Origin of the sequence: Ulvibacter antarcticus (assembly GCF_003688405.1) — a bacterium.
In the GTDB taxonomy this organism is placed as follows: domain Bacteria; phylum Bacteroidota; class Bacteroidia; order Flavobacteriales; family Flavobacteriaceae; genus Ulvibacter; species Ulvibacter antarcticus.
The window spans coordinates 282,242-302,697 of record NZ_REFC01000012.1; the positions used below are offsets into that span (position 1 = coordinate 282,242).

Below are 20,456 nucleotides of genomic sequence, written 5' to 3' on the forward strand. Positions count from 1 at the left end.
ATAGTCGATGATTAGAGGCTTGTAATATATCCCTAAAACTAGTTGTAAGTGTGAGTGAGATAGAATTATAAAGTACAACTAGTTTAATCCTATTATTGAATTAAGAATTGAGCTCTACCAATTTTTAATTCATGGTCCCAATATCATAATCGGTTATAGTTGCTACTTGATGTGAAGCCTTGGCTTCTGTTGTCTTATTAACCTTCTTTTGGTAAAAATTAAAATTAAAATAAGTTTTAGAATTATCATTATAAAGATAAATACCATAAACATCACTTTTGCTTCTACCTAGTTCTTGATATTCAACCAAATCACCTGATTCATTTGGTCCAATCCAATTCCCATCAGGTGTAATATGGAATTCACCCATAGATGTGGATATGGTCGTGATATTAACGGGATGCTTAACTTTTCCATCATAATCGTCGAATACTTTTTCCTGATAAGAATATAATTTGGACATTCTTGGATTAGGACCAAGTTCCGGAAGGCCTAACAATATCATATTGTATCGAGCCTTAATATCCTTTCCATCTATTTTGAAATGATTTTTACCTACATTTTCCCAAGTGTGCTCATACGTCCTGCTTCCAACTTGCACTAAAAGCTTACCATTTGCCTTAAAAAAAGCAAAAGATTTGTTCTGATATTTATCAAAAATACTCCATGTTCCAGGCATAAATTCGGCCACTGCATTGCTCCATGGGTATTTAATATTATTGCATTCCTCGAATAATTCCGGATCATAAGTCTTGATCAATTTTCTGATAGCTTTTATGAAATGACCTGAAGTACCATCTATTTCGCGTCGAATCCAAAATCCAGAAGCGACATCTGCATAATAAGGAAATAGGCCAAATTGAAGCTCTTCCATTTCATTTAAATAATCATCATAGGTTGAAGATCTGAAAAAATTTCCGGTTTTTCCGGAAGCTAAATGTTCGAGATACGCTGCTTTTTGAACTTCTACAAGATCCTTATCCAATTGTAACGCCTCATACGTCCTACAATATGCACGTGCCAATGTTTTTAAATGCTTGTCATATACCGATTGAGATTTTTTCCTAAAAACTACATCATCAGCACCGGGGATGAGATATTTGGAGGTCCATTCAATGAACTCCGGGTTGTAATGTCCAAATTCGTTTGAGTACCAATTATACTCCTCCTTATGTGGTCCACTTTTAAAAATCGGCACTGGGGATAAAAAGCGAATTTTCTCCAAACTGATAAGTGATTTTGCGTGCGCTACCAATCCACGAATACCTTTAACATCGTTTTGTGGAGAGGTATATTCTTGAGCTGATGACCACGTAGATCTTATCACCCAAGGAACAGTTTCGTCTTTAGCCTTCCTTGCATTGTCTCGTTCCTGAATCGCAATTTGTTTCTGCTTCTGCGCTTCCTTAGTTTGTTCTTGAGCTTGAGCTTCACTTGTTAATGCTCTAGCTTCATTATCTTCTGCAAGGTTCTTTTGTTGAAAAGCATAAATGGCAGTGCTTGCTGCGGCAATTAAAAGCATACTCAAAATGGCTATAGCACTATTCCGAATACGCAAAGTGCGTCGATGTTGCTTTATGCCTTCCCCAACCATATCTCCCACTGCTTTTCCATGCAGTGTGGCGGCTAATAAAACTACCTTAGCTTGAAAATCGGCATTGTCTAAGTGTAAATCTTCCACCTTTTGCTCTCCGCGAAAATCGACGAACAAGGGTTCGTTTTGAAAACACCCGGACAAGTTTTCAGGGATGGCTGTGGATTTATTCCAATCAAAATCGGCTTTTTCTTCATCCCAAACCAGTTCACCTTCAGTGAGTACCACTAAGAAATGATCCATCGATTTATTGGCCTTCCAATGCTCTACTTCTTTTTTACACCATCTGGATTGTGCCGCGGCGGGAGAAGCAAGGAATATAAAATAATCTGATTCATTTAATCCTTCCACAATTTTACCCCATAAATCCGGTGAAGCCGAAAGATCATTCGAATCGCGAAAAATATTTAAAGCCCGACGTTTAAAAGTCGATTTTGCAAACTGTTCCAGCCCTTTTTCTAAGCTAGGTGCAAGCGTAGAATCCTGACTATGGCTATATGAGATAAATGCGTTGTATTTCATCTTGCCTACTTTTCTAAGAATAGTTCAAAATACGATTTAATCTAGTAAATAATTAGTATTATTCTGATTTTCAGTTTAGTAAAGCAATATTCCTCTAAAAATTGTAACTAAAATAATGAGAGGTTTTAACTGCCATGTTAATTTCATGATTAATTTTACGCATGGCTAATTTTCGTTTGTCTAATGCTATTGATTAGTCAAACCTCAAATTTTTAGTAGTTTTTTAACTAAGCTTCAGTTTGCAATGCATTAATTTAAGTCCGTATCTTGTGGGCTTAAATACTTGACTATTGAATAAATTTACACTTAAAAATTTTTTAACTGGCTTTGGAGTAATTGCAATAGTATTATCACTAGTGCCCTACGTTCCGTTGGATTATTGGTGGATAAGGATGTTCGATTTTCCTCATTTGCAACTCACAGTCCTAACGCTAATCGCTTTATTGATTTATATAATTCGTTTTGACTTTAAGCAATGGAGAGATTATACATTCGCGACTGTTTTAGTTTTGTGTTTTATATTTCAGTTTAGTAAGATATATCCATACACGACATTTGCTCCTTTTGAAATGGCTAATTCTACCGGAGATTCAACTTCAGAATTGACCCTATATACTTCAAATGTTTTACAAAAAAACAATAAACCAGACAGCCTATTTGCGCAGATAAAAAAATACAATGCCGATCTTTTATTATTCACTGAAACAGATAAAATTTGGCAAAATCGACTAAAAAATAAAGTTGATGCAAAGTATTTCTATCAAGTAGAAGTTCCATTGGATAACACCTACGGAATGTTGCTTTACTCGAAATTACCGCTTATAGACACTCAAGTAAAGTATTTGGTGAGCGACAGTATTCCATCTATTCACACTAAGTTAATACTATCATCTAAGGACACCATACAATTGTATGCAATCCACCCCACCCCACCCATGCCGCAGGAAAACCCGAAGAGCACGGATCGGGATGCAGAAATGATGATGGTTGCAGAATTAGCATTAAAATCAAAATATCCTGTGATTGTGATAGGCGATTTTAACGATGTAGCGTGGTCTGTCACTTCCAAATTGTTTCAAAATGTTAGTAGATTGCTGGATGTACGCAAAGGCAGAGGATTGTTTAATACGTATAATGCAGAGAGTAAATTATTAAGGTGGCCTTTAGATCATATTTTTATCGCTTCAGAATTTAAATTGAAAAGAATCGAAAAATGTGATGACGTAAATTCAGATCATTTTCCGTTGTTTACCTCCCTTACTTTTGAACCGCAAGGTAAAAATGCTCAGCAACGTCCTTATCCCACAAAGGATGAACTCGAACGAGCTCAGGATCAAATCGATAATTTTCATAAAGCTGAAAAGAATAAATAAATTTTAAACTAATTTTTAAAAGAGAAGATGAAATTCATCCACTCCTAATTTTAAAGTGAACTTAAAATCACCAGGCTCTTTTCTTTACACTTTCTTCCTTTAATTTCCATGGGTTTTTAGCAGTGATAGCATCTTCAAAATCAAAGACGGAATAATAATGTAACAATTGGTCGGGATCATTCGGGTCTATTCTGATGGGAGCTATGGTTGAAGAAAGATTACTTTTATGAATAGCAAAACTATTCATCACCTGCTTCCACTCGTTATTCCGAAGAACAAATAAAAAGTATTTAGAAAAATCGTCATCATTAATGTTGGCAGTAAAAAGAAGGTAATCTCTGTCACTACCCTTGAATTTTAAAGATCTTATGCGACCGCCAATTGTATTTGAAACTACCAAAGGTTTGCATTTCGAGTTTTCAAAACAAATTGTAGTACTCTCATTGGCTCTGTTCACAGCGCTGATATGAGCATAAAATGAATTTCGATCCCCGTTAAAGTCGGCTCGGACTTTCTGTACTTCAGAAACCGAAGCTAACTCTAAATTTTTGGTAGAGCCAGATACATTAATTCTACTCTTCAAGGCTTGATCCGCCTGCTCCTCTCCAATCATTTCTACATAAACTCGACGTATTTGTAACGCTCCTGCAGTGCTAGTATCAATTGTTTCTTTTAATAAATAAGTGTTAGAATTTAAAGCGTTATCCGCGTCACTTTTAGAGGAAACAGTTATTTGAGTTGGTGCAATGATAGGGGATATATTATAGGTCTCTATCTGTTTCGAATAAGAAGTAGTGCGACTAAGATCGTTTGTATTAAGTGCATTCGGCCCAGTTGTCGTCATCTCATTATTGTCCAGATTGTTTTGTTTTGCTAAAAGAGCCTTTTCGGCCTCTTCCTGACTTATTTTTTCAACAATTATATACGGGCTTTCCTCTTTTTGGACAACAACAGCATGCGCTATGATTGGAAGGTTGGAAAAAGTATCTAAAACCTTAGCTGGTTGTGTTTGTTCCGGAATTATTACGACTTTCTTATCTCTTGCCTTAAGTAGGCTTTCGATACGTTGCTGTTCAAGTTGCAGTTCCCTAATGTTGTCCTTTAGAAGTTGAAGTCTTTTATCTATATCGACCATATCAAAAGACTCAATCGACCTTGACGGCTCAACTGAAGATTTATTTTTTACTTCTGAAGAAGAGTTTCTTCCATCAATTAACACATTTTCGAAAAATACATTTCGGATTTGCTCTTCTTCTAATTTATCTTTTTCTGAAATTGTTTCATGGTCTAATGGTTCGCTTATTCCATCATCCTGGCTAAAACCATCGCCGAAAATCACAAAAAATATGACAAATAAATACCTATGAAGATTTTTTAGTTTTTCTACAATCACAATGACTACAATTTATAGTAAAGTACCGGGGAAGAAATACTTAGGTACCTTAAATTTAAAATAAAAATCGGACTTTTCCTAATTTTTATAAATGCTGAATCGTTGTGATTTTATGTCTATTCTACTCTCGTTCACCAATAAGCCTTGATTCTCTTGAACATAACAAATTTGAAGATAAAACGGCCGAAACTACTTAGGTCTCCACTGAACTCTTATAATCTATTCGACTACTCCCAATATTTCTGTCTTCTTCTAGTAATTTTTCTTGTTGAGCAATCTCTGCTCTTGCTCTAAAAATATACTCTTTCTCGTTTTTAGGAGTATTCGCTAATCGTCTTAAACTTTCCTCGTCGAGTTGAATGAATTTCTGTGCTTGCTCATCGGTTGCTTTTTTGTCGAAACCTATATGTTGAAGTACATCACTTGCCAATTTAATAGAAGTATCGAGCGATTCCCGATAAATATGATCCACTCCCATATTTACCAATTCATAAGCGTCATAGCGGTTCTTTGCACGTACCATTAGTTTTAGATTAGGATATTTCAGTTTAATTTTCTTTACGAGATTTTGAGAATCGACCGGATTATCCAAAGCAAGAATAAGGACGTCGGCTTCAGCAATACCGGCAGACTCTAATAAGTCTATTCTAGTTGCATCGCCATAGTAAACTTCAAAGCCCATTTTTCTTAGTAAATCTACACGATTTGAATCCTGATCAAGTACGGTAGTTTTCACTCCATGAGCACGTAGAAATCTACCGATAGTACTTCCGAAGTGCCCAAAACCAACCAAAAGAACTTTGTGAGTCTCATGAATCGTATCCATTGGTTTATTCTCAGAAACCTTGGTGCCAATGCGCGGAAGAACGAAGCGTTCATTTACAACTGCTAAAATTGGTGTGAGCGCCATTGTTAATGCAGTTACAACCAGCATGATATCGAGCTGTTCTCTGTTGAAAATATTAAGTTGAAATGCGAATGACAGCAATACGAATGCAAACTCCCCTATCTGTGCCAACCCAATGGCTAATAATAAATTTTGATCAATTTTCAACTTAAATAACACCCCAACCAAAAGCAGAACAGCTGCTTTTAAAATTATGATTCCAACAACAAGACTCCCTATTAATATTGGGTTATCCCCGATTACTATAAAATTAATGGATGCGCCTACTGCCATAAAGAACAATCCTAATAGCAAGCCTTTAAAGGGTTCCAGGGTACTTTCCAATTCATGTTTAAATTCGCTGGTCGCCAAAACCACACCGCCGAGGAAAGCGCCCAAAGCGGGACTCAAACCCACTAATTCCATAACATAAGAGATCCCAAAAACAATCAATAATGCTGAGGCTGTTAATAGTTCTCTCACCTTAGTTGAAGCCACTTTTCGCAACATTGGGACAACAAGATATCGACCAGCAACCACTATGGATACTACCGAAAGTACAATCGCCAAGGCTTGAAAACCTAAAGGTAAATTATCTAGTAATTTGGTATGAACAGCAACATCGCCAGTGTTAGCAATTAGGGTCTTTTCAGTATTCGCCAGCAAAGGAAGAATACCCAACATGAAAATCACGATAATATCCTGAAATAGGAGAATTGAGAATGAAGAAGCTCCATAGGTCGTATTCATCAATCCCTTTTCTTTTATAGCCTGAAGTGTAATTGCAGTAGAAGAAAGTGCCACAGCCATTGAAACTGTTAATGAAATCTTCCAATCAATTCCGAAGGAAACAAAAAGCAGATATGAAATAAGCGTCGTACCAACGACTTGGACTCCTCCCATTCCAAGAATTGTTTTTCTCATCCTCCAAAAATCCTTCGGTTCTATCTCAAGACCAATTAAAAACAGCATCATAACCACTCCAAATTCTGCAATTTCCAGGATATCTTCACCTTCGTGACCCACGTATCCCAAGACATATGGTCCTATTAGAATACCTGCAAAAAGATATCCAATTACAGAACTCAAGCCTAGTTTTGTAGCAATTCGTACGCAGATAATCGCGCCGGCAAGAAAAACAATTATTTCAAAAAGAATACTTCCACTCATACTTTCATATTAAAACTAATTCTCAATCAATGGTGGCAACTAAACTATAGTTTTCACCTTACAGCAAAGGTATAATTTGAAATTGTTTTAATACATCGTATTAGGATTCTTCGAACTTTTCGGAATCTGTTGAATAGCATCCCAATGCTCGCAGATTTTTCCCTGTTCGTCAAATCTAAAAAAATCCATGGTCACATATTGATCATTTTCAGGCCATGTTTGATGCGTATGCAGTGCTACCAGATCTCCTTCCGCAATGCAACGTACAAATTCTATAGTCTTTTCGGGATACTCCTGTTGCATTCTTTCAAAATAAGTTATAAATCCTTCTGTACCATCTGCAACTTCTGGGTTGTGTTGTAGATACTCACTACCTACATATTCGCTAATTGCTTTTCTAGGGTTCCCTTTATAGGCAGTATCATAGAAAGCTATTGCATTTTGCTTATTATTCTCTAAACTCATTTCAAAAATTTTAGTTTTTTAACCAATCAACTACGCGAGTTGAGTCATAATTTCTGCTTCAGGTAATCTCGATTTTGGCAAAGCTGCATTAAAGTCGGTTGCTTTTCGATATCCCAAAGATACGACAGCCAATGCAGTAAATCCTTTTTTGCGAAGACCGAATTCGGTATCTAATGCTTTAAGGTCTACCCCTTCCATTGGCACGGCATCAATACCTAAAGCTGCCACACCTAGTAACAATGAACCCATATTCAAATAAACTTGTTTTTCCAACCAATGTTGCAAATCTTTGAAGTCGTATCTATGTAAATCTGCAAATACCTTTCTTCCGGCGTGCATTTGATCTTTAAACTCTTGTTTTGCATAACGACCATCCTTATCCTCCTGTTCTAATAAATGGCGCATATAGGTTTCATCTGCATCCGTTCTGGCACAAAAAACGATCACGTGCGACGCGTCCATTACCTTCGGTTTATTAAAGCTAAAAAAGCCTTCTGTTGCTTTGCTAACACGTTCTTTTCCTTCGGAAGTATTTGCAATAATAAAGTGCCATGGCTGCATGTTTGTACTTGACGGACTCAGGCGTAGAACTCCTTTTATTTGTTCGAAATGTTCTTCGGAAATTTTCTTGGAAGCATCAAATTCTTTTGCTGAATAACGTTTGTTCGAAATATCAATTAAATTCATCTATCAGTATTTATATATTAATTAAACTATAAAAAGTATAGTGACAAAAGTAATTACAGTTAATGTTTCTCACAATAACGGTCGAAAATGATAGTACAAAAAAAGCATACATAAAAATATTAACTATTTGTTAATCAGGATTTTAAAAATAAATTTATTTACTATAAAAAGTATAGTTGTATTAATAGTTATAGTGTTGTAGCTTTGCCCTTAAATATATCATCATTATGGAAGTAGCTCCTAAAAAACAAATCATAAAATATAACGATAAACTGTTTTCCTGTTCTACAAGCATCGCCATGGAATTAATTGGTGGCAAATGGAAAAGTGTCATTTTGGTTTATTTAATCGATGGTAAAAAACGGTATAGTGAACTTCGGAAATTAATTGCGACCATCACTGAACGTACACTTAGCTTACAGTTGAAGCAGTTGGAAAAAGATGGTTTAATTAATAGAAAGGTTTATACAAGAAAACCTCCGTTAAAGGTTGAATATTCGCTCACTCCTTTCGGTGAAAGTTTAGCGCCTGTTCTAATATCTATTGCCAAATGGGGAAACACTGTTGCAAATGAAAAGGGAGAGTTTTTGGAGGTAGATTAAAGTGAAGAATTATGATTAACAGACGGCTATATTTTTTTCAGAATAAACCTAAAAAATTGTTGGATTCTATCTATTAACCCGATGAATAGATATAATCCATAATAAAAAGTGATCGTAATATTTATCAAAATAAATAGGATTAATAGCCCCCATTTCAAGCGTACAGCCCAAAAAAACCAACTAATGTCATGTTCCGAATTCAAATCGTTTACAAATATTAAGAATTGATAGTTTTCTATGACGTCGGCAATACCTGGAAAAAAGCAAGCTACATATAAAAACCAAGGCAAGCTTTTACCTATAGAAAGGGCTAGTATTTTTATTGATATTAGAAAGAGCAAGGTATAAACTGCAATAAAAAACCAATCCAGAAACACATGATTTTTAAGTGTTTCTATCTTGTAGGGGGCTAACATTGCCTGTAGGTCATTCCAATTATTAGAAAACTGGATTTTCATTAAATTATCGACCTGATAATCATTAAGTAAGTAAAAAAGGCTTCCCACAATTAATAGAAAGGTAAATAAAACCCCCCAGCCAATACTGTATTTTACTAATTTGGTGAGCATGATTATTTCATTGGATTGTTAGCGCTATTTGTACGTATTTCATAGTATTCAGACCAGTTAAACTTTTCTAACTGTCGGATTGCCGCCTTAGCTCCTTCAAGAAACAAGGCTTTTTTATCTTCTGGTTTCATCCAAAAATTCAACCAATTAAACCCTTCTGTTTGTACGGTTTCTATACGAGTTTCAATTTCTTCATTTCGAAATAAATATTCATTATCATAAAAATTTCGAAAAGTAGAAAAGAAGGACATTATATACGATACCAACTTAACATTGTCAAACTCATCTTTTACTTTAAGTTTCTTTTTTTCTATTTCCTCGGGGGTTAGCTCTTCAGCTTTTTTGAGTACTCTTTTTGACAAGAGCACACCAAATGTTGGAAATCTAGGGTTTTTATTATCAATCCTATGAAACTCACGAATGGGAAAATTAGACAACATACCCCCATCCACAAATCTAGCTTCCAATAATACTGGATCTTTGGGTACGTTCGTGTTATAATGTTTTTTATTCGGAATAAATGTATAATAGATAAATGGAAGTGACATAGTAGCTCTTAAGTAGGCAGCCGGTTTTATTCTATCGGGATCAGTCCAGTAAAATCCAGCTTTTTCGGGAAATTTCACGATTCGATTATGTGTGAGATTTGCCGTTATTAATACTAATCTGCATGTTCCTTTTGTCTCCTTATACAGCTTGTTTTCTTTTAAGCGATCATTTAACTGAGATGTGTCATCTATTTGAAGTAAACCCAACAATTTATCAGCCCAGTTGTAAAACTCCTCCCCAGTGTTTATACCAAAGCTACTCTTAAGTAACTTTACCAATAAAATATAAACCAGAATGATAAACGCGCCAATATTCATAGTACCAATGAGAAAATCATACGTACGCAAATCTGAACCCGTTAAGCCCACACTGATATTAAAAATAAGGCCGAACAAGGCATATATTCCTACTAAAAAAGATAGTACTAAGATAAGACACAATAAACGCAACCACAGTGCCTTATAATTTTTAAATAATTGCCGCTGAATGGTTCCAATGAATCCAGATTTTTCCATGAATTTACTAAAATCGGTATTTGCTATTATGTGCGTTAGTACTTCCGATTTTGTTGTTTGTCTGTGTTCTTCAGGGGTACTGAAAGGAGATTCCTGTTCATAGATACTGTTAGGTAAGCCTGCCAAAAACATCGCATTAATGGCACCCGCACTCGTTCCACCATGGCTATAAAATCGGATACCAACTTTTTCCATGACATAGGTGTAGCCTAAAAGCGCAATCCCATACATTCCGCCACCTTGTTGAACAAGATCGATAACAGGTCTTTGGTAGATTTTTCCTTTAAAAGTTTCTGCGATAGTGACACTGGAAATACAATGACGATTAATTTTACCATCTTTTAGTTTGCTTCCAATTTTGGAGTCCTTTTTATTGATCTCTTCCTTAAGCAATTTATCGGCTTGAAATAACATTTCAAAAGTGTTTACTTTATTATTTTCTGCTATTGTCTTTTCCTTGTATGCCTTATTGAAAAAATCTTCTATATCCATTATGTAGCAATTCTATATTAATCATTAAAATATGGGTGGATCATATCTTAAAAATTGGCTCTGAATACATTAAAGATAATAGATTTAAAAACCAATGAAAACGCTTCTTCTTAAAAAGGGGTTATTACCCCTTCGTTAATTATTGATTTACCTCTAACCTCGATGATAAATATGAGTTACATTAGCGATTTACTTGAAAGTCAGACAAATCTAATAATCCTAACAAAAATCAATTTTTAATAATGGAAGAATACCTTGTAACTATTACCTGTGAGGATATTTCTATATTTAAAACTATCATTAAAGAGAATGGAAGGATCCTCGAAAAGTGTAAAGGAAGCCCGGTGAAATATTATTGTTTTAATGCCGTACTTTCTAAAACCGCAATTGAGAAAATAAGGCATTTTGCGCATGTCGAAATTAAAGAGACTCTTATTTCTAAATAGAAGATGAAATGCTCTTGATTAATATTGATAGCTAAATATGGATCATTTCGAGATTGAATTATAGTCAGTTTAAGATTTGAAATTATCTATATAGCGCGTTCAAGTATAAAATATTCTTTAATATTTCACTTCAAAAGTTAAGATTCGTTAAAGTTATTATTAAAGAAATACTAAAGTGCATTATCGATGCAGAATGAATGAAGAATATAATCTAAATTCGTGCTAACAAATAAAAAATCATACCATGAAAAGACAACAGAAAACAGGATTATTGGCGTTATTAGGACTTGGTGCAGGTGCGTTTGCGTTTTATAAATATAAAACTATGTCACCAGAGAAAAAAGCTCAGTTAAAAGGAGATCTTAATGATGCAGGGCGTAAAATAAAAGATAAAGTAGAAGAGGTAGAATCTACCCTTTCTGATAAATACGTTCAGCTAAAAAACACCGTTAGAAAAGAAGCTAATGATATTGCCAGCTAAACCTTTGGTAAGCTTAGACAAAAAATCCTGCTAAATGCAGGATTTTTTGTTTAGAAAAAGTGCTGTCGATCATCAACCGTAAAATGTCATATCGCATATAGCTTTTTAAATGATATAATGACTATCCTAACAGTAGAATTGGTGTTTTTTTTGATCTTAATTTATTATTACCTTTTTTGTAATAGTTTCCCTATTGCTCTTTAATTCAAGTAAATACACTCCGCTAGACAAATTTGATGTGTTATATTGAAGCGATTCATTTAGTTCGTTCTGGTTGTATAATTTGGAGTCAATTTTCTTTCCTTCTGTGGAATATAAAGTAAGTTCTAACTGTGTTAAGTTTTCAATATCTGTGATACGTAAATTAACAGCATTGGTTGTTGGATTTGGATATACCGAAATGCTATTGCTTCCTTGTTCAACTTCAGTAACATTCAATGTTCTATCGATTCTAAATAGCTTTGTGTTAGCAAGGATATCAGAATAATAAAAGAAATAAGCGTTTTGATCTGTAGTAAATTCATGGTGACTAAGGACATAAGTTTCCGGAACTTCAATAGAAATTAAACCCGAATTATTATATCCATAAAGTGTTCTTTCGTCAGCTTCATTTCGAAATGAAATGAAAAGCGTTTCCTCAAAAGCAGTATGTAATCCAGAAAACTCTAAGTCTTGTGGTGCATTTGGAACTAAGGTTGCTTCTGTATTTCCGGCTACATATTCGACCAAAACACTTTTGGATTCAGCATCTTGATAAGCCATCAACAACCTATTACTTAATGCTCCGGAGGTGTAAAACGCCGAATGGTCGGATGGACCTGGAATTTCAATCAATTCATTTCCGTCGAAAGAATATAGAAAAGAGGAAGATGTATCATGTCGATACACTATAAAATAATCCTTGCCACTCAACTCTCCAGCATATTGATATGGTTCTAAATTTGAAGAAGTTTCCATTGCAGTCAAAATCGTTCCATCGTAAACATAAACATTTCTTATCTCGGTGTCTTTATCTTCATAACGTAAAAACAATTTATCATCCTTTACTCCAACAATATCATATAGAACACTATTATTAGGGGGAACAATAGGAGCTAAATTACTGCCTTCATACGTATATAACTGAAATCGTTCACCAGTTGTTACTGTTTCATCGTAATAGCTTAGGATTAATTTGTCATTAAATTCAAATTCAATTTTTGCCAATCTGCGATCTGCCGGGTTTGGAATTACGTTAAATGTTACGCCATTAAATGTCCATAGCTTATAATCGTAAATCACAGTTGTAAGTCTGAGAAATAAGGTGTTTTGAAATTCAGAAAAATAGAAATTTCCTCCTCCAAATAAAGTCTCGGGTATCTCTGTTACAACTAACTCACTACCATCAAATGAAAGAAGGACTGGATCCTCGGCCGTTTCTTGAGCCGCAAAATAAATATGATTATTAAAAGTTGCCAAGTGAATAGCAACATCATACAATGTTGGAAGTTCGTATTCCGTGATTTGTGTTCCATCATATTCATATAAAGTATCAACCGTATGATTAGCCAAACTCACAAAATAGTTGTGATTTGAATATGCTCCAACATAATTTTTTAAAAAAGGTTGTGGTCCAAACGGAATTAATTCAAAATCAACTTCATCAAAGGCGTATATAGGATTAGGTTCTCCCGGATTATAATATTGAAGAAAATAGAGGGCATCATTGGATTTATCAAAGTCACCGTATGAAAGATCCGGCTGATTCAGTAACGGGTCTATCGACTGAGCAATGGAAGTCACAAAGAAGAATAAAGAAAGGAGAAAAAGAACCTTAAATTTTAATGATTTTTTTTCAATAGCCATATATATGCGATTTCTTATTAATTGATGTTTTATAAAGAAATCCAAATATAGAAAAATCTCGACATACTCGATACAGTTCTTTAGTTCGAGTTTATGCGATACAATTATTTAAGATTACTACTTTGTTTAAATTAATCGCAATTCAATTATACTTCCTTAGTTTATTGTTTAATAGGAAGCTTTATTAAAGACGGATATTCTGAAGAATGGTGAATCTTATTATGTGCCACAACACCTACAGATTCATCGTAGTTCTTGCCTCCAGTATTTAAATTACGGGCGAATCTCGGAAAATTACTACTGCTCACTTCAATTCTAATCTTATGGCCTTTTTCAAAATAGTTACTAGTCGACATAGGAGTTAAATTAACTTTATACACCTTCCCTTTTTCCATAAAAACTTCTTTTTCATATCCTTCTCGGTATCGTACTCTCTGGATGGTTTCATCTAGGTTATAAGCGGTTCCGTCGGGATATACATCGATTAGCTTGATAGTGACATCGGTATCCTTAACATCGGACGAAAGATATAGGCAAGACTCTATAAAACCGGTTACTTCTACTCCTTCCGCTAATACTTCCGAAGTATACACCAAAATATCCTCCCGCGTTTCCATTTGTTGCTGATCGAAAGCTCCACCTTCCACGGCATTTCCTGTACAGCATACATTTCCACCATGCGATAGCACAGGATTCATCGGGTCATATGTAAATGAATCCGGATTATCTTTCTTGGGTTTCTTTATCGTTAAAAGACCATCACCTGCAGCTGTATTTGCTTTTCCGTTACTGTTAAGATAATAAGTAACCATCTTTGTATCCTCCGGAGGCCATTCTTCCGAAGATTGCCATTTATTACTTCCCATTGTATAATACTGAACTCTCGGTGTTTTGGCTTTAAAGTCATTCTTTTCTCCCTTTAGCCAAAGGTCAAACCAACTATAAATAAGATCTTCATAATTTAGTCGAGCGTCTCCAATATTACGTTCACCTACTATAGTGTTTTCGGTAGCACGTGTATATCTACAATGCAAAGTGGGTGCTATTACCAAATATTGATTATCCCGAATTTCCTGCTTAGAGGCATTATATCGAATATCCTTAAATAAGGCCAAATTTGGACTAATAGACACATCGTACCAGGAAGTAAACCAGAAACTAGGCACATTAAAATCCATGCTGTCATGGTACAAACCACTCGTGAACCAATCGGGATGATTCGGAGTTCTCCTTACCATTTTATCGAACACTTCGCGCTTTCCATGTACATTTTGAATAATATCCTGAATAGGAAGATGACTTAATGCCTTGGCCATATCAATTTCCGGATTTTCCGGGGCCAGATCGTAAAACCTCGAAATACGAATTAAATCTTCCTGAGTAGCTCCTTCCGGGATCCGGGGCTTAAATTTATCATGCTCCACACCGTATAACCATGAAAAGAATAACAATTGCTCTGCTCCTCCTCTATACCAGTTCCCCTGCTCCATATAATCTCCCACTTTTCCAATTCCTGCTCCGTACCCCATAGGGACCATAGCGGCAAACGCAGGATTATCTAGAGCAGCAACTGCCATTTGCCATTCTGCTGTAGAAGAGCAGCCCCAAGCGCCAATTTTACCGTTAGACCATGATTGATCCTTCATCCACGAAAATGCATCGTATCCATCTGTCAATGGCATACCAAGTATATCCCATTCTCCTTCAGAATAATACCGCCCTCTTTCGTTCTGTACTACATACGCATATCCTCTTTTTACAGCATCATAGGCATTTTCTGCAGTTCTGGTTTTTTCTTCACCATCACCCCACGAATTAAAATTATAAGGGGTTCTGGAAAAAATAATCGGTACTTTTTTATCTGTCTTTGGTCTGTAAATATCGGTTGCCAATCGAATTCCGTCACGCATAGGCATCATTACTTTTTGATCGATAATTGCAATCTCATGTAGTTTTTCTAATACATCTTCCTGGGCTTGAAGGCACATACTTAAAAGGAGTATTAACAGAAAAAAGTAACGATTACAGGCAAAACGTTTCATGAGCTTAGTTTTTGATATTAATAGATGCTTAAAGATACTTAAATTGATAATCAGTATTTTCTATTTTATGAAATTTAGTATTTAACAATTTTATCTTAAAGAAAATACATATTGTTAATAAACTGATTTACAAATATTTATAAACCTAATTCTACTCAAACTTTAAATATTTTATCAAATCAATTTTAGTCGCATGATAGGCTTTAAAGCCAACTACACTAAATACTAAGACGAGCAGTAATATGGGAGTAACTATATATGGCCATATAGGCATGTCAATGCGATACACAAAATTATCAAGCCAGTTTTGCATTAAAAAATACGCGATTGGTAACAGTATCAATGAGGCGATCACTGTAATTTTTAAAAAACTGTTTATCAAGGGTAGAATTATTTCTCGTGCCGATGCTCCTAATGTTTTTCGAATAGCAACTTCTTTTAAGCGCTGTTGTATCGTTAAGGTAGCCAAAGCAAATAATCCAAGTAATGAAATGATAATGACCATAATCGATAAAATTAAAAACATGGTTTGTTGCTTTTGATATTTATCATAGGTCTCGGCGAACTTTTTATCGAGAAAGCCATAGGAAAAGGGATACTCACTATCTACATGAACCTTCCAAAAGTCTTCAATTGCAGAAATAGTTTGTGCGACATCATCAGATTTTACCTTAAACTGCATCGCATGAAGCCAGTCTTTTGAAAAAGAAAAAGTGTTCCAATGTAATAAGAACATTGGGTCTATTTTTGTATCGAAACCGTCAAAATGATAATCTTGTATCATTCCAATCACTTCTAGTGGTCTGTTATCCTCGTCCCGCATCCATCCTACTCGCAACTTTTTTCCAATTGGGTCATCATAAATTCCCAATCGCTTGGCTGCAGTTTCATTGATAACGATACTTGAAATTGTGTCGGATGAGAATGCTTCAGAGAAGCCTCTACCTTTCAAAACTTTCAGCTTTGCAAAATCGATATAATTGAAATCGACCAGATTAGAACCTGAATTAAAACCAACATCACCATAGGAAAGGTTGGTTCCGTTTACATTTCCTTCACCTGGAACAAACATGCTTGCAGACACATCAAGAATATTGGAGTTTTTCGATAATACTTGTTTTGCAAGTTCATATTTTTGGTATTCGCTTCCGACGTTAAAAACATCAACAACCAGAGTTTGATCTTTATCAAAACCAAGGTCCTTATTGATCATAAAATGTATCTGACTATAAATCACCAGAACACCAATTAGAAAAAACCCGGAGATTAGAAATTGCAATGCCAACATCGCATTTCGCACTAGAACTCCTTTTTTAGATCGGGAATAGTTCCCTTTTAATACTTCGATCGACTTAAATTTAGAAACATAGATCGCTGGCACAAGACCGATAAAGAGAGACGTAAAAAAGGCTACACCGACTATCTTAAGGATACTTGTTCCATTAAAAATGGAGATATCTTTTCCTATAAACTCGTTAAAATAAGGCAAGATAAGCTCCACTAATAGCAAAGCAAACAATAATGCCATAAAACCTTGAACTAAAACCTCCAAAATATAATGTATAGTCAGCTCCTTTTTCGAAAGTCCTAAAGTTTTTTTAACTCCAACTTCCTTAGCTCTCTGGCTTGCAGACGCGGTTGAAAGGTTAATGAAATTTACACAGGATATAAGGATAAGTAATAACGACAGCCCAGTAAGCACCAATAATAGCTGGTAATTTCCCTTCCCGCTCGGGCCGGCATAATCTGCCTTATGATGCAATCGAATGGTTCCCAGATTTTCGAGCAGCACTTTTATAACGCCATATTTATCATCAAATTCTTCTAGAGTTATCCCACTACCCTCTAATTTTGGCTTTATATTTTTCTCAATAATAATATTGTTCATTTTGCTTTTTACTTCCGCTACATCGGCTCCTGGAGTAAGTTTACAAAAGAGCTCATTTTGGAAATTCCCCCAATGTAGCTCGAAGGGTTCTGAGAACTGGATTAGTAGATCCGATTCATAATGGGAATTACCCGGAACTTCATAAACACAACTAACAGTATAATCTTCCTCGTCTATAGTAACAAGATTTCCGATTGCACTTTTATCCCCAAAAATCTCTTCTGAAAGGGTTTTAGATAAAGCAATATGCTTTCTGTTTTCTAAAAATTTACCTGAAGAACCTTCCAATATTTCAAAAGGGAAAAAATTAAAAAATTCTGGCTCGGTAAAAGTAGTTTTTTCAGTAAAAGTGTTCTGTCCATTGTACTTTAGAACACGGCTCCTATAAAATGGTGATATTAAAACCGTTTCTTCAACCTCCGGAATGTCACTTTTAAATAGAATTGCTTCTGCCGAAGTACTTGAAAAGTAAATCCCGTTTCGCTTAGACTCATTTGCTATGCGATAGACATCATCCTTATTGGGATTCCATTGATTGTAACTATTTTCATCATTAAAATAGAGCATTACAATAAGTAAACCTGCCAGACCTAAAGTCAGTCCAGAGATATTTACCAATAGATTTAGCCAGTTTTTTTTACTATTTCTATAAAATATTTTAAACCAGATTTTTAACATTTTTGTTTGTTTTGATGTTCGATTTTGATTGCTTTCTTCGGAAACGCTTGATTAATGCGCTATTATAATTTGGACGATTAGAGTTGATCTTTTACTGAATGAGAATGTCTAATTTTTGTTCGTTTTTTATTTCTGAAACAATTTCCCCATCCTTCAAGCTGATTGTTCTAGTTGAAAATTTTGCATCATAGGCAGAGTGAGTCACCATTATTATGGTAGTTCCCTGTGCGTTTAATTCGGAAAGTAATTCCATTACTTCATTTCCATTTTTACTATCCAGATTACCAGTAGGCTCATCAGCCAAAACAAGCTTGGGATTCGTAACTAAAGCTCTAGCCACTGCTACACGTTGTTGTTGCCCTCCTGAAAGTTGTAAAGGGAAATGTTTTGCTCTGTGTGCAATTCCAACTCTTTCAAGCATTTGGGTCACTTTAACTTTACGATCTTCCGGCTTCACTTTATTGTAGATTAAGGGAAGTTCGACGTTTTCGTACACTGAAAGCTCATCAATCAGGTTGAAGTTTTGAAACACAAACCCAATATTAGCCTTTCTAATAGAAGCTCTTTGTTTCTCATTATAAGATGCAACCTCTTCCACATCGAATTGATAACTCCCGTCATCCGGGGAATCTAGGAGACCAATAATATTTAGTAAGGTAGATTTTCCACAACCTGAAGGCCCCATGATTGATAGAAATTCACCTGTATTTACAGATAAACTTAATTGATTTAGTGCAGTAGTCTCCACTTCTTCAGTTCTATAAGTTTTAATAAGATTTTTAATTGTGATCATAGGTTAAAAAGTTTTAAGTAATTCAATTAATTCAGAAATGATTGTCAGGATTATGTTTAGAATGAATGTCATCATGCTAGTTTCAATTAATAGTTATTTCTTCTACGTCTAGAAAATCATCATAGCTGGAGATGATAACCTTGTCTCCTTCTTGAAGTCCGTCCATAATTTCGTAATAAAAGGGATTTTCTCTTCCTAGTTTTATGTTTCTTTTTACTGCTTTATTTTCAGAATCTAAAACAAATACCCACTTCCCATGTGTACTTTGATAAAACATCCCTTTGGAAATCAAAAGCGCCTGTTGACTATTCGATAAAAACAGCTTAGTTTGTAGCGACATTCCTCCTTTGATAGTATTGTTGAGTACCTCTTCGTCAAAAGTAAGTTCCACTTCAAATTGTCCGCTAACTACTTCGGGGAAGATCTTAGAAACAGATATTTCATAAGATTCAGATCCTACATTGACAATACCTTTAGTGCCTTCAACTAGTTTTGAAATATAAAATTCATCCACTTTCGCAACCAGTTTGTACCCATCCAGCACAGCAATTTTACCAACAGATTGCCCTTGAATGTAATTCTCTCCTAAATTTGGGTTGAAAGACGACAACATCCCATCTATTGGAGCTTTTAGTGTAAAGTTTTCCTTGTTTTTATGAAGTAACTCAAGGCTCTTCTGCATATTCTGAATTGAAACATCGATACGAGAAAGTTGCACACTTCTATCCCCTTTTTCACGAGATACGCTTTTTTTAATAGCCTCATTACGTTCGCTCTGATACTCGTATTCCTGTACCGAGGCCTTATAATCGTTTTTGGCAATTACATCTTTTCTATAAAGCGTTGTATCTGTTACATATTGACGCTTCGCATTTTTATACGAATTATCGATACTTAGTAATTGCTCAGTTAAATTGAGTTGTTGGGATTTTATATTTACACGTATGTTTCTTAGATTATTAATCTGTTCAACAATTGCCGTCTCCTGAGTTAAATAGCTAAGTTCTGCGTTCGGATTGTAAATTTTTAAAAGAGGCGTTCCTTTGTTTACCATTTGTCCACTTTCTACAAATATTTCAGATACAGCTCCACCCTGAACCACGTTTATTAAAACGGAAGTTTTAGGTTCAACCTGACTATTAAATAAAATCACATCTTCAAAATCGGCTTTTTTCACTTCTCTAATTGCAAGAGTATCATTATCTAGATTTACCTGTCTTTTTCTTGTAAAATTATAAACTGTCATTAATAACAATAGGATAAAAATGGTCCCACCAATAAGCATCTTTTTGTTGTTTTTATTTTTTGGTTTTAATTGCTTGTCCATTATAACTTAGTTGTTTTAAAAGATATATGCCACAAATATGCCATCAAAAAAAGAATTGTAAGTTATTGAATTATAAGTGTTTATGATTTATAGGTTTTCACTACTGTTCATTATCGAACATTTATTTGTTCGTTTTCAA

15 protein-coding genes are annotated in these 20,456 nt (G+C 34.9%); 4 read left to right on the plus strand and 11 right to left on the minus strand.

Going from position 1 to position 20,456, the window contains the following annotated elements; all coding sequences use genetic code 11:
* Window positions 1-124: 124 nt before the first annotated feature.
* Window positions 125-2,116 (minus strand): TIR domain-containing protein, encoded by a 1,992-nt coding sequence (locus tag BXY75_RS06065; RefSeq protein WP_121906820.1) that lies wholly within the window; start codon window positions 2,114-2,116, stop codon window positions 125-127.
* 290 nt (window positions 2,117-2,406) lie between these two features.
* On the opposite strand from BXY75_RS06065, the gene BXY75_RS06070 reads away from it, so the two are divergent.
* On the plus strand, window positions 2,407-3,489 hold the full coding sequence (locus BXY75_RS06070; RefSeq protein ID WP_245962930.1) for an endonuclease/exonuclease/phosphatase family protein: 1,083 nt from the start codon (window positions 2,407-2,409) through the stop codon (window positions 3,487-3,489).
* Window positions 3,490-3,556: 67 nt separating this feature from the next.
* On the opposite strand, the gene BXY75_RS06075 is transcribed toward BXY75_RS06070, so the two are convergent.
* From BXY75_RS06075 to nfsB, 4 genes are all read right to left on the minus strand, one after another.
* Entirely contained in the window at window positions 3,557-4,882 is a 1,326-nt protein-coding gene (locus BXY75_RS06075) for a hypothetical protein (protein WP_121906822.1), read from the minus strand.
* Window positions 4,883-5,075: 193 nt separating this feature from the next.
* A complete protein-coding gene (locus tag BXY75_RS06080; protein ID WP_121906823.1) occupies window positions 5,076-6,938 on the minus strand; it encodes a monovalent cation:proton antiporter-2 (CPA2) family protein in 1,863 nt (620 codons plus the stop codon).
* Between the two features lie 87 nt (window positions 6,939-7,025).
* Entirely contained in the window at window positions 7,026-7,403 is a 378-nt protein-coding gene (locus BXY75_RS06085) for a nuclear transport factor 2 family protein (protein ID WP_121906824.1), read from the minus strand.
* A gap of 30 nt (window positions 7,404-7,433) precedes the next feature.
* Complete coding sequence (gene nfsB / locus BXY75_RS06090) at window positions 7,434-8,090, minus strand: oxygen-insensitive NAD(P)H nitroreductase (RefSeq protein WP_121906825.1); 657 nt, start codon at window positions 8,088-8,090, stop codon at window positions 7,434-7,436.
* 227 nt (window positions 8,091-8,317) lie between these two features.
* Here nfsB and BXY75_RS06095 point away from each other — a divergent pair, with 227 nt between their 5' ends.
* A complete protein-coding gene (locus tag BXY75_RS06095; protein ID WP_121906826.1) occupies window positions 8,318-8,692 on the plus strand; it encodes a winged helix-turn-helix transcriptional regulator in 375 nt (124 codons plus the stop codon).
* A gap of 571 nt (window positions 8,693-9,263) precedes the next feature.
* Here BXY75_RS06095 and BXY75_RS06105 read toward each other — a convergent pair.
* Window positions 9,264-10,817: a patatin-like phospholipase family protein gene (locus BXY75_RS06105; protein WP_121906828.1), complete on the minus strand. Its 1,554-nt coding sequence runs from the start codon at window positions 10,815-10,817 to the stop codon at window positions 9,264-9,266.
* A gap of 242 nt (window positions 10,818-11,059) precedes the next feature.
* Here BXY75_RS06105 and BXY75_RS06110 point away from each other — a divergent pair, with 242 nt between their 5' ends.
* Together BXY75_RS06110 and BXY75_RS06115 are read left to right on the plus strand one after the other, a co-directional pair.
* The gene (locus BXY75_RS06110) at window positions 11,060-11,263 is read left to right on the plus strand and encodes a hypothetical protein (protein ID WP_121906829.1); all 204 of its coding nucleotides are present in this window, start codon (window positions 11,060-11,062) and stop codon (window positions 11,261-11,263) included.
* A 244-nt stretch (window positions 11,264-11,507) separates the two neighbouring features.
* Window positions 11,508-11,744: a YtxH domain-containing protein gene (locus tag BXY75_RS06115; protein ID WP_121906830.1), complete on the plus strand. Its 237-nt coding sequence runs from the start codon at window positions 11,508-11,510 to the stop codon at window positions 11,742-11,744.
* Window positions 11,745-11,900: 156 nt separating this feature from the next.
* On the opposite strand, the gene BXY75_RS06120 is transcribed toward BXY75_RS06115, so the two are convergent.
* From BXY75_RS06120 to BXY75_RS06140, 5 genes are all read right to left on the minus strand, one after another.
* Window positions 11,901-13,589 (minus strand): T9SS type A sorting domain-containing protein, encoded by a 1,689-nt coding sequence (locus BXY75_RS06120; protein WP_121906831.1) that lies wholly within the window; start codon window positions 13,587-13,589, stop codon window positions 11,901-11,903.
* Between the two features lie 161 nt (window positions 13,590-13,750).
* On the minus strand, window positions 13,751-15,631 hold the full coding sequence (locus tag BXY75_RS06125; RefSeq protein WP_121906832.1) for a CocE/NonD family hydrolase: 1,881 nt from the start codon (window positions 15,629-15,631) through the stop codon (window positions 13,751-13,753).
* A gap of 151 nt (window positions 15,632-15,782) precedes the next feature.
* On the minus strand, window positions 15,783-18,197 hold the full coding sequence (locus BXY75_RS06130; protein ID WP_121906833.1) for an ABC transporter permease: 2,415 nt from the start codon (window positions 18,195-18,197) through the stop codon (window positions 15,783-15,785).
* 91 nt (window positions 18,198-18,288) lie between these two features.
* Window positions 18,289-18,990 (minus strand): ABC transporter ATP-binding protein, encoded by a 702-nt coding sequence (locus BXY75_RS06135; protein ID WP_121906834.1) that lies wholly within the window; start codon window positions 18,988-18,990, stop codon window positions 18,289-18,291.
* A gap of 82 nt (window positions 18,991-19,072) precedes the next feature.
* Entirely contained in the window at window positions 19,073-20,317 is a 1,245-nt protein-coding gene (locus BXY75_RS06140; RefSeq protein ID WP_121906835.1) for an efflux RND transporter periplasmic adaptor subunit, read from the minus strand.
* Window positions 20,318-20,456: the final 139 nt, after the last annotated feature.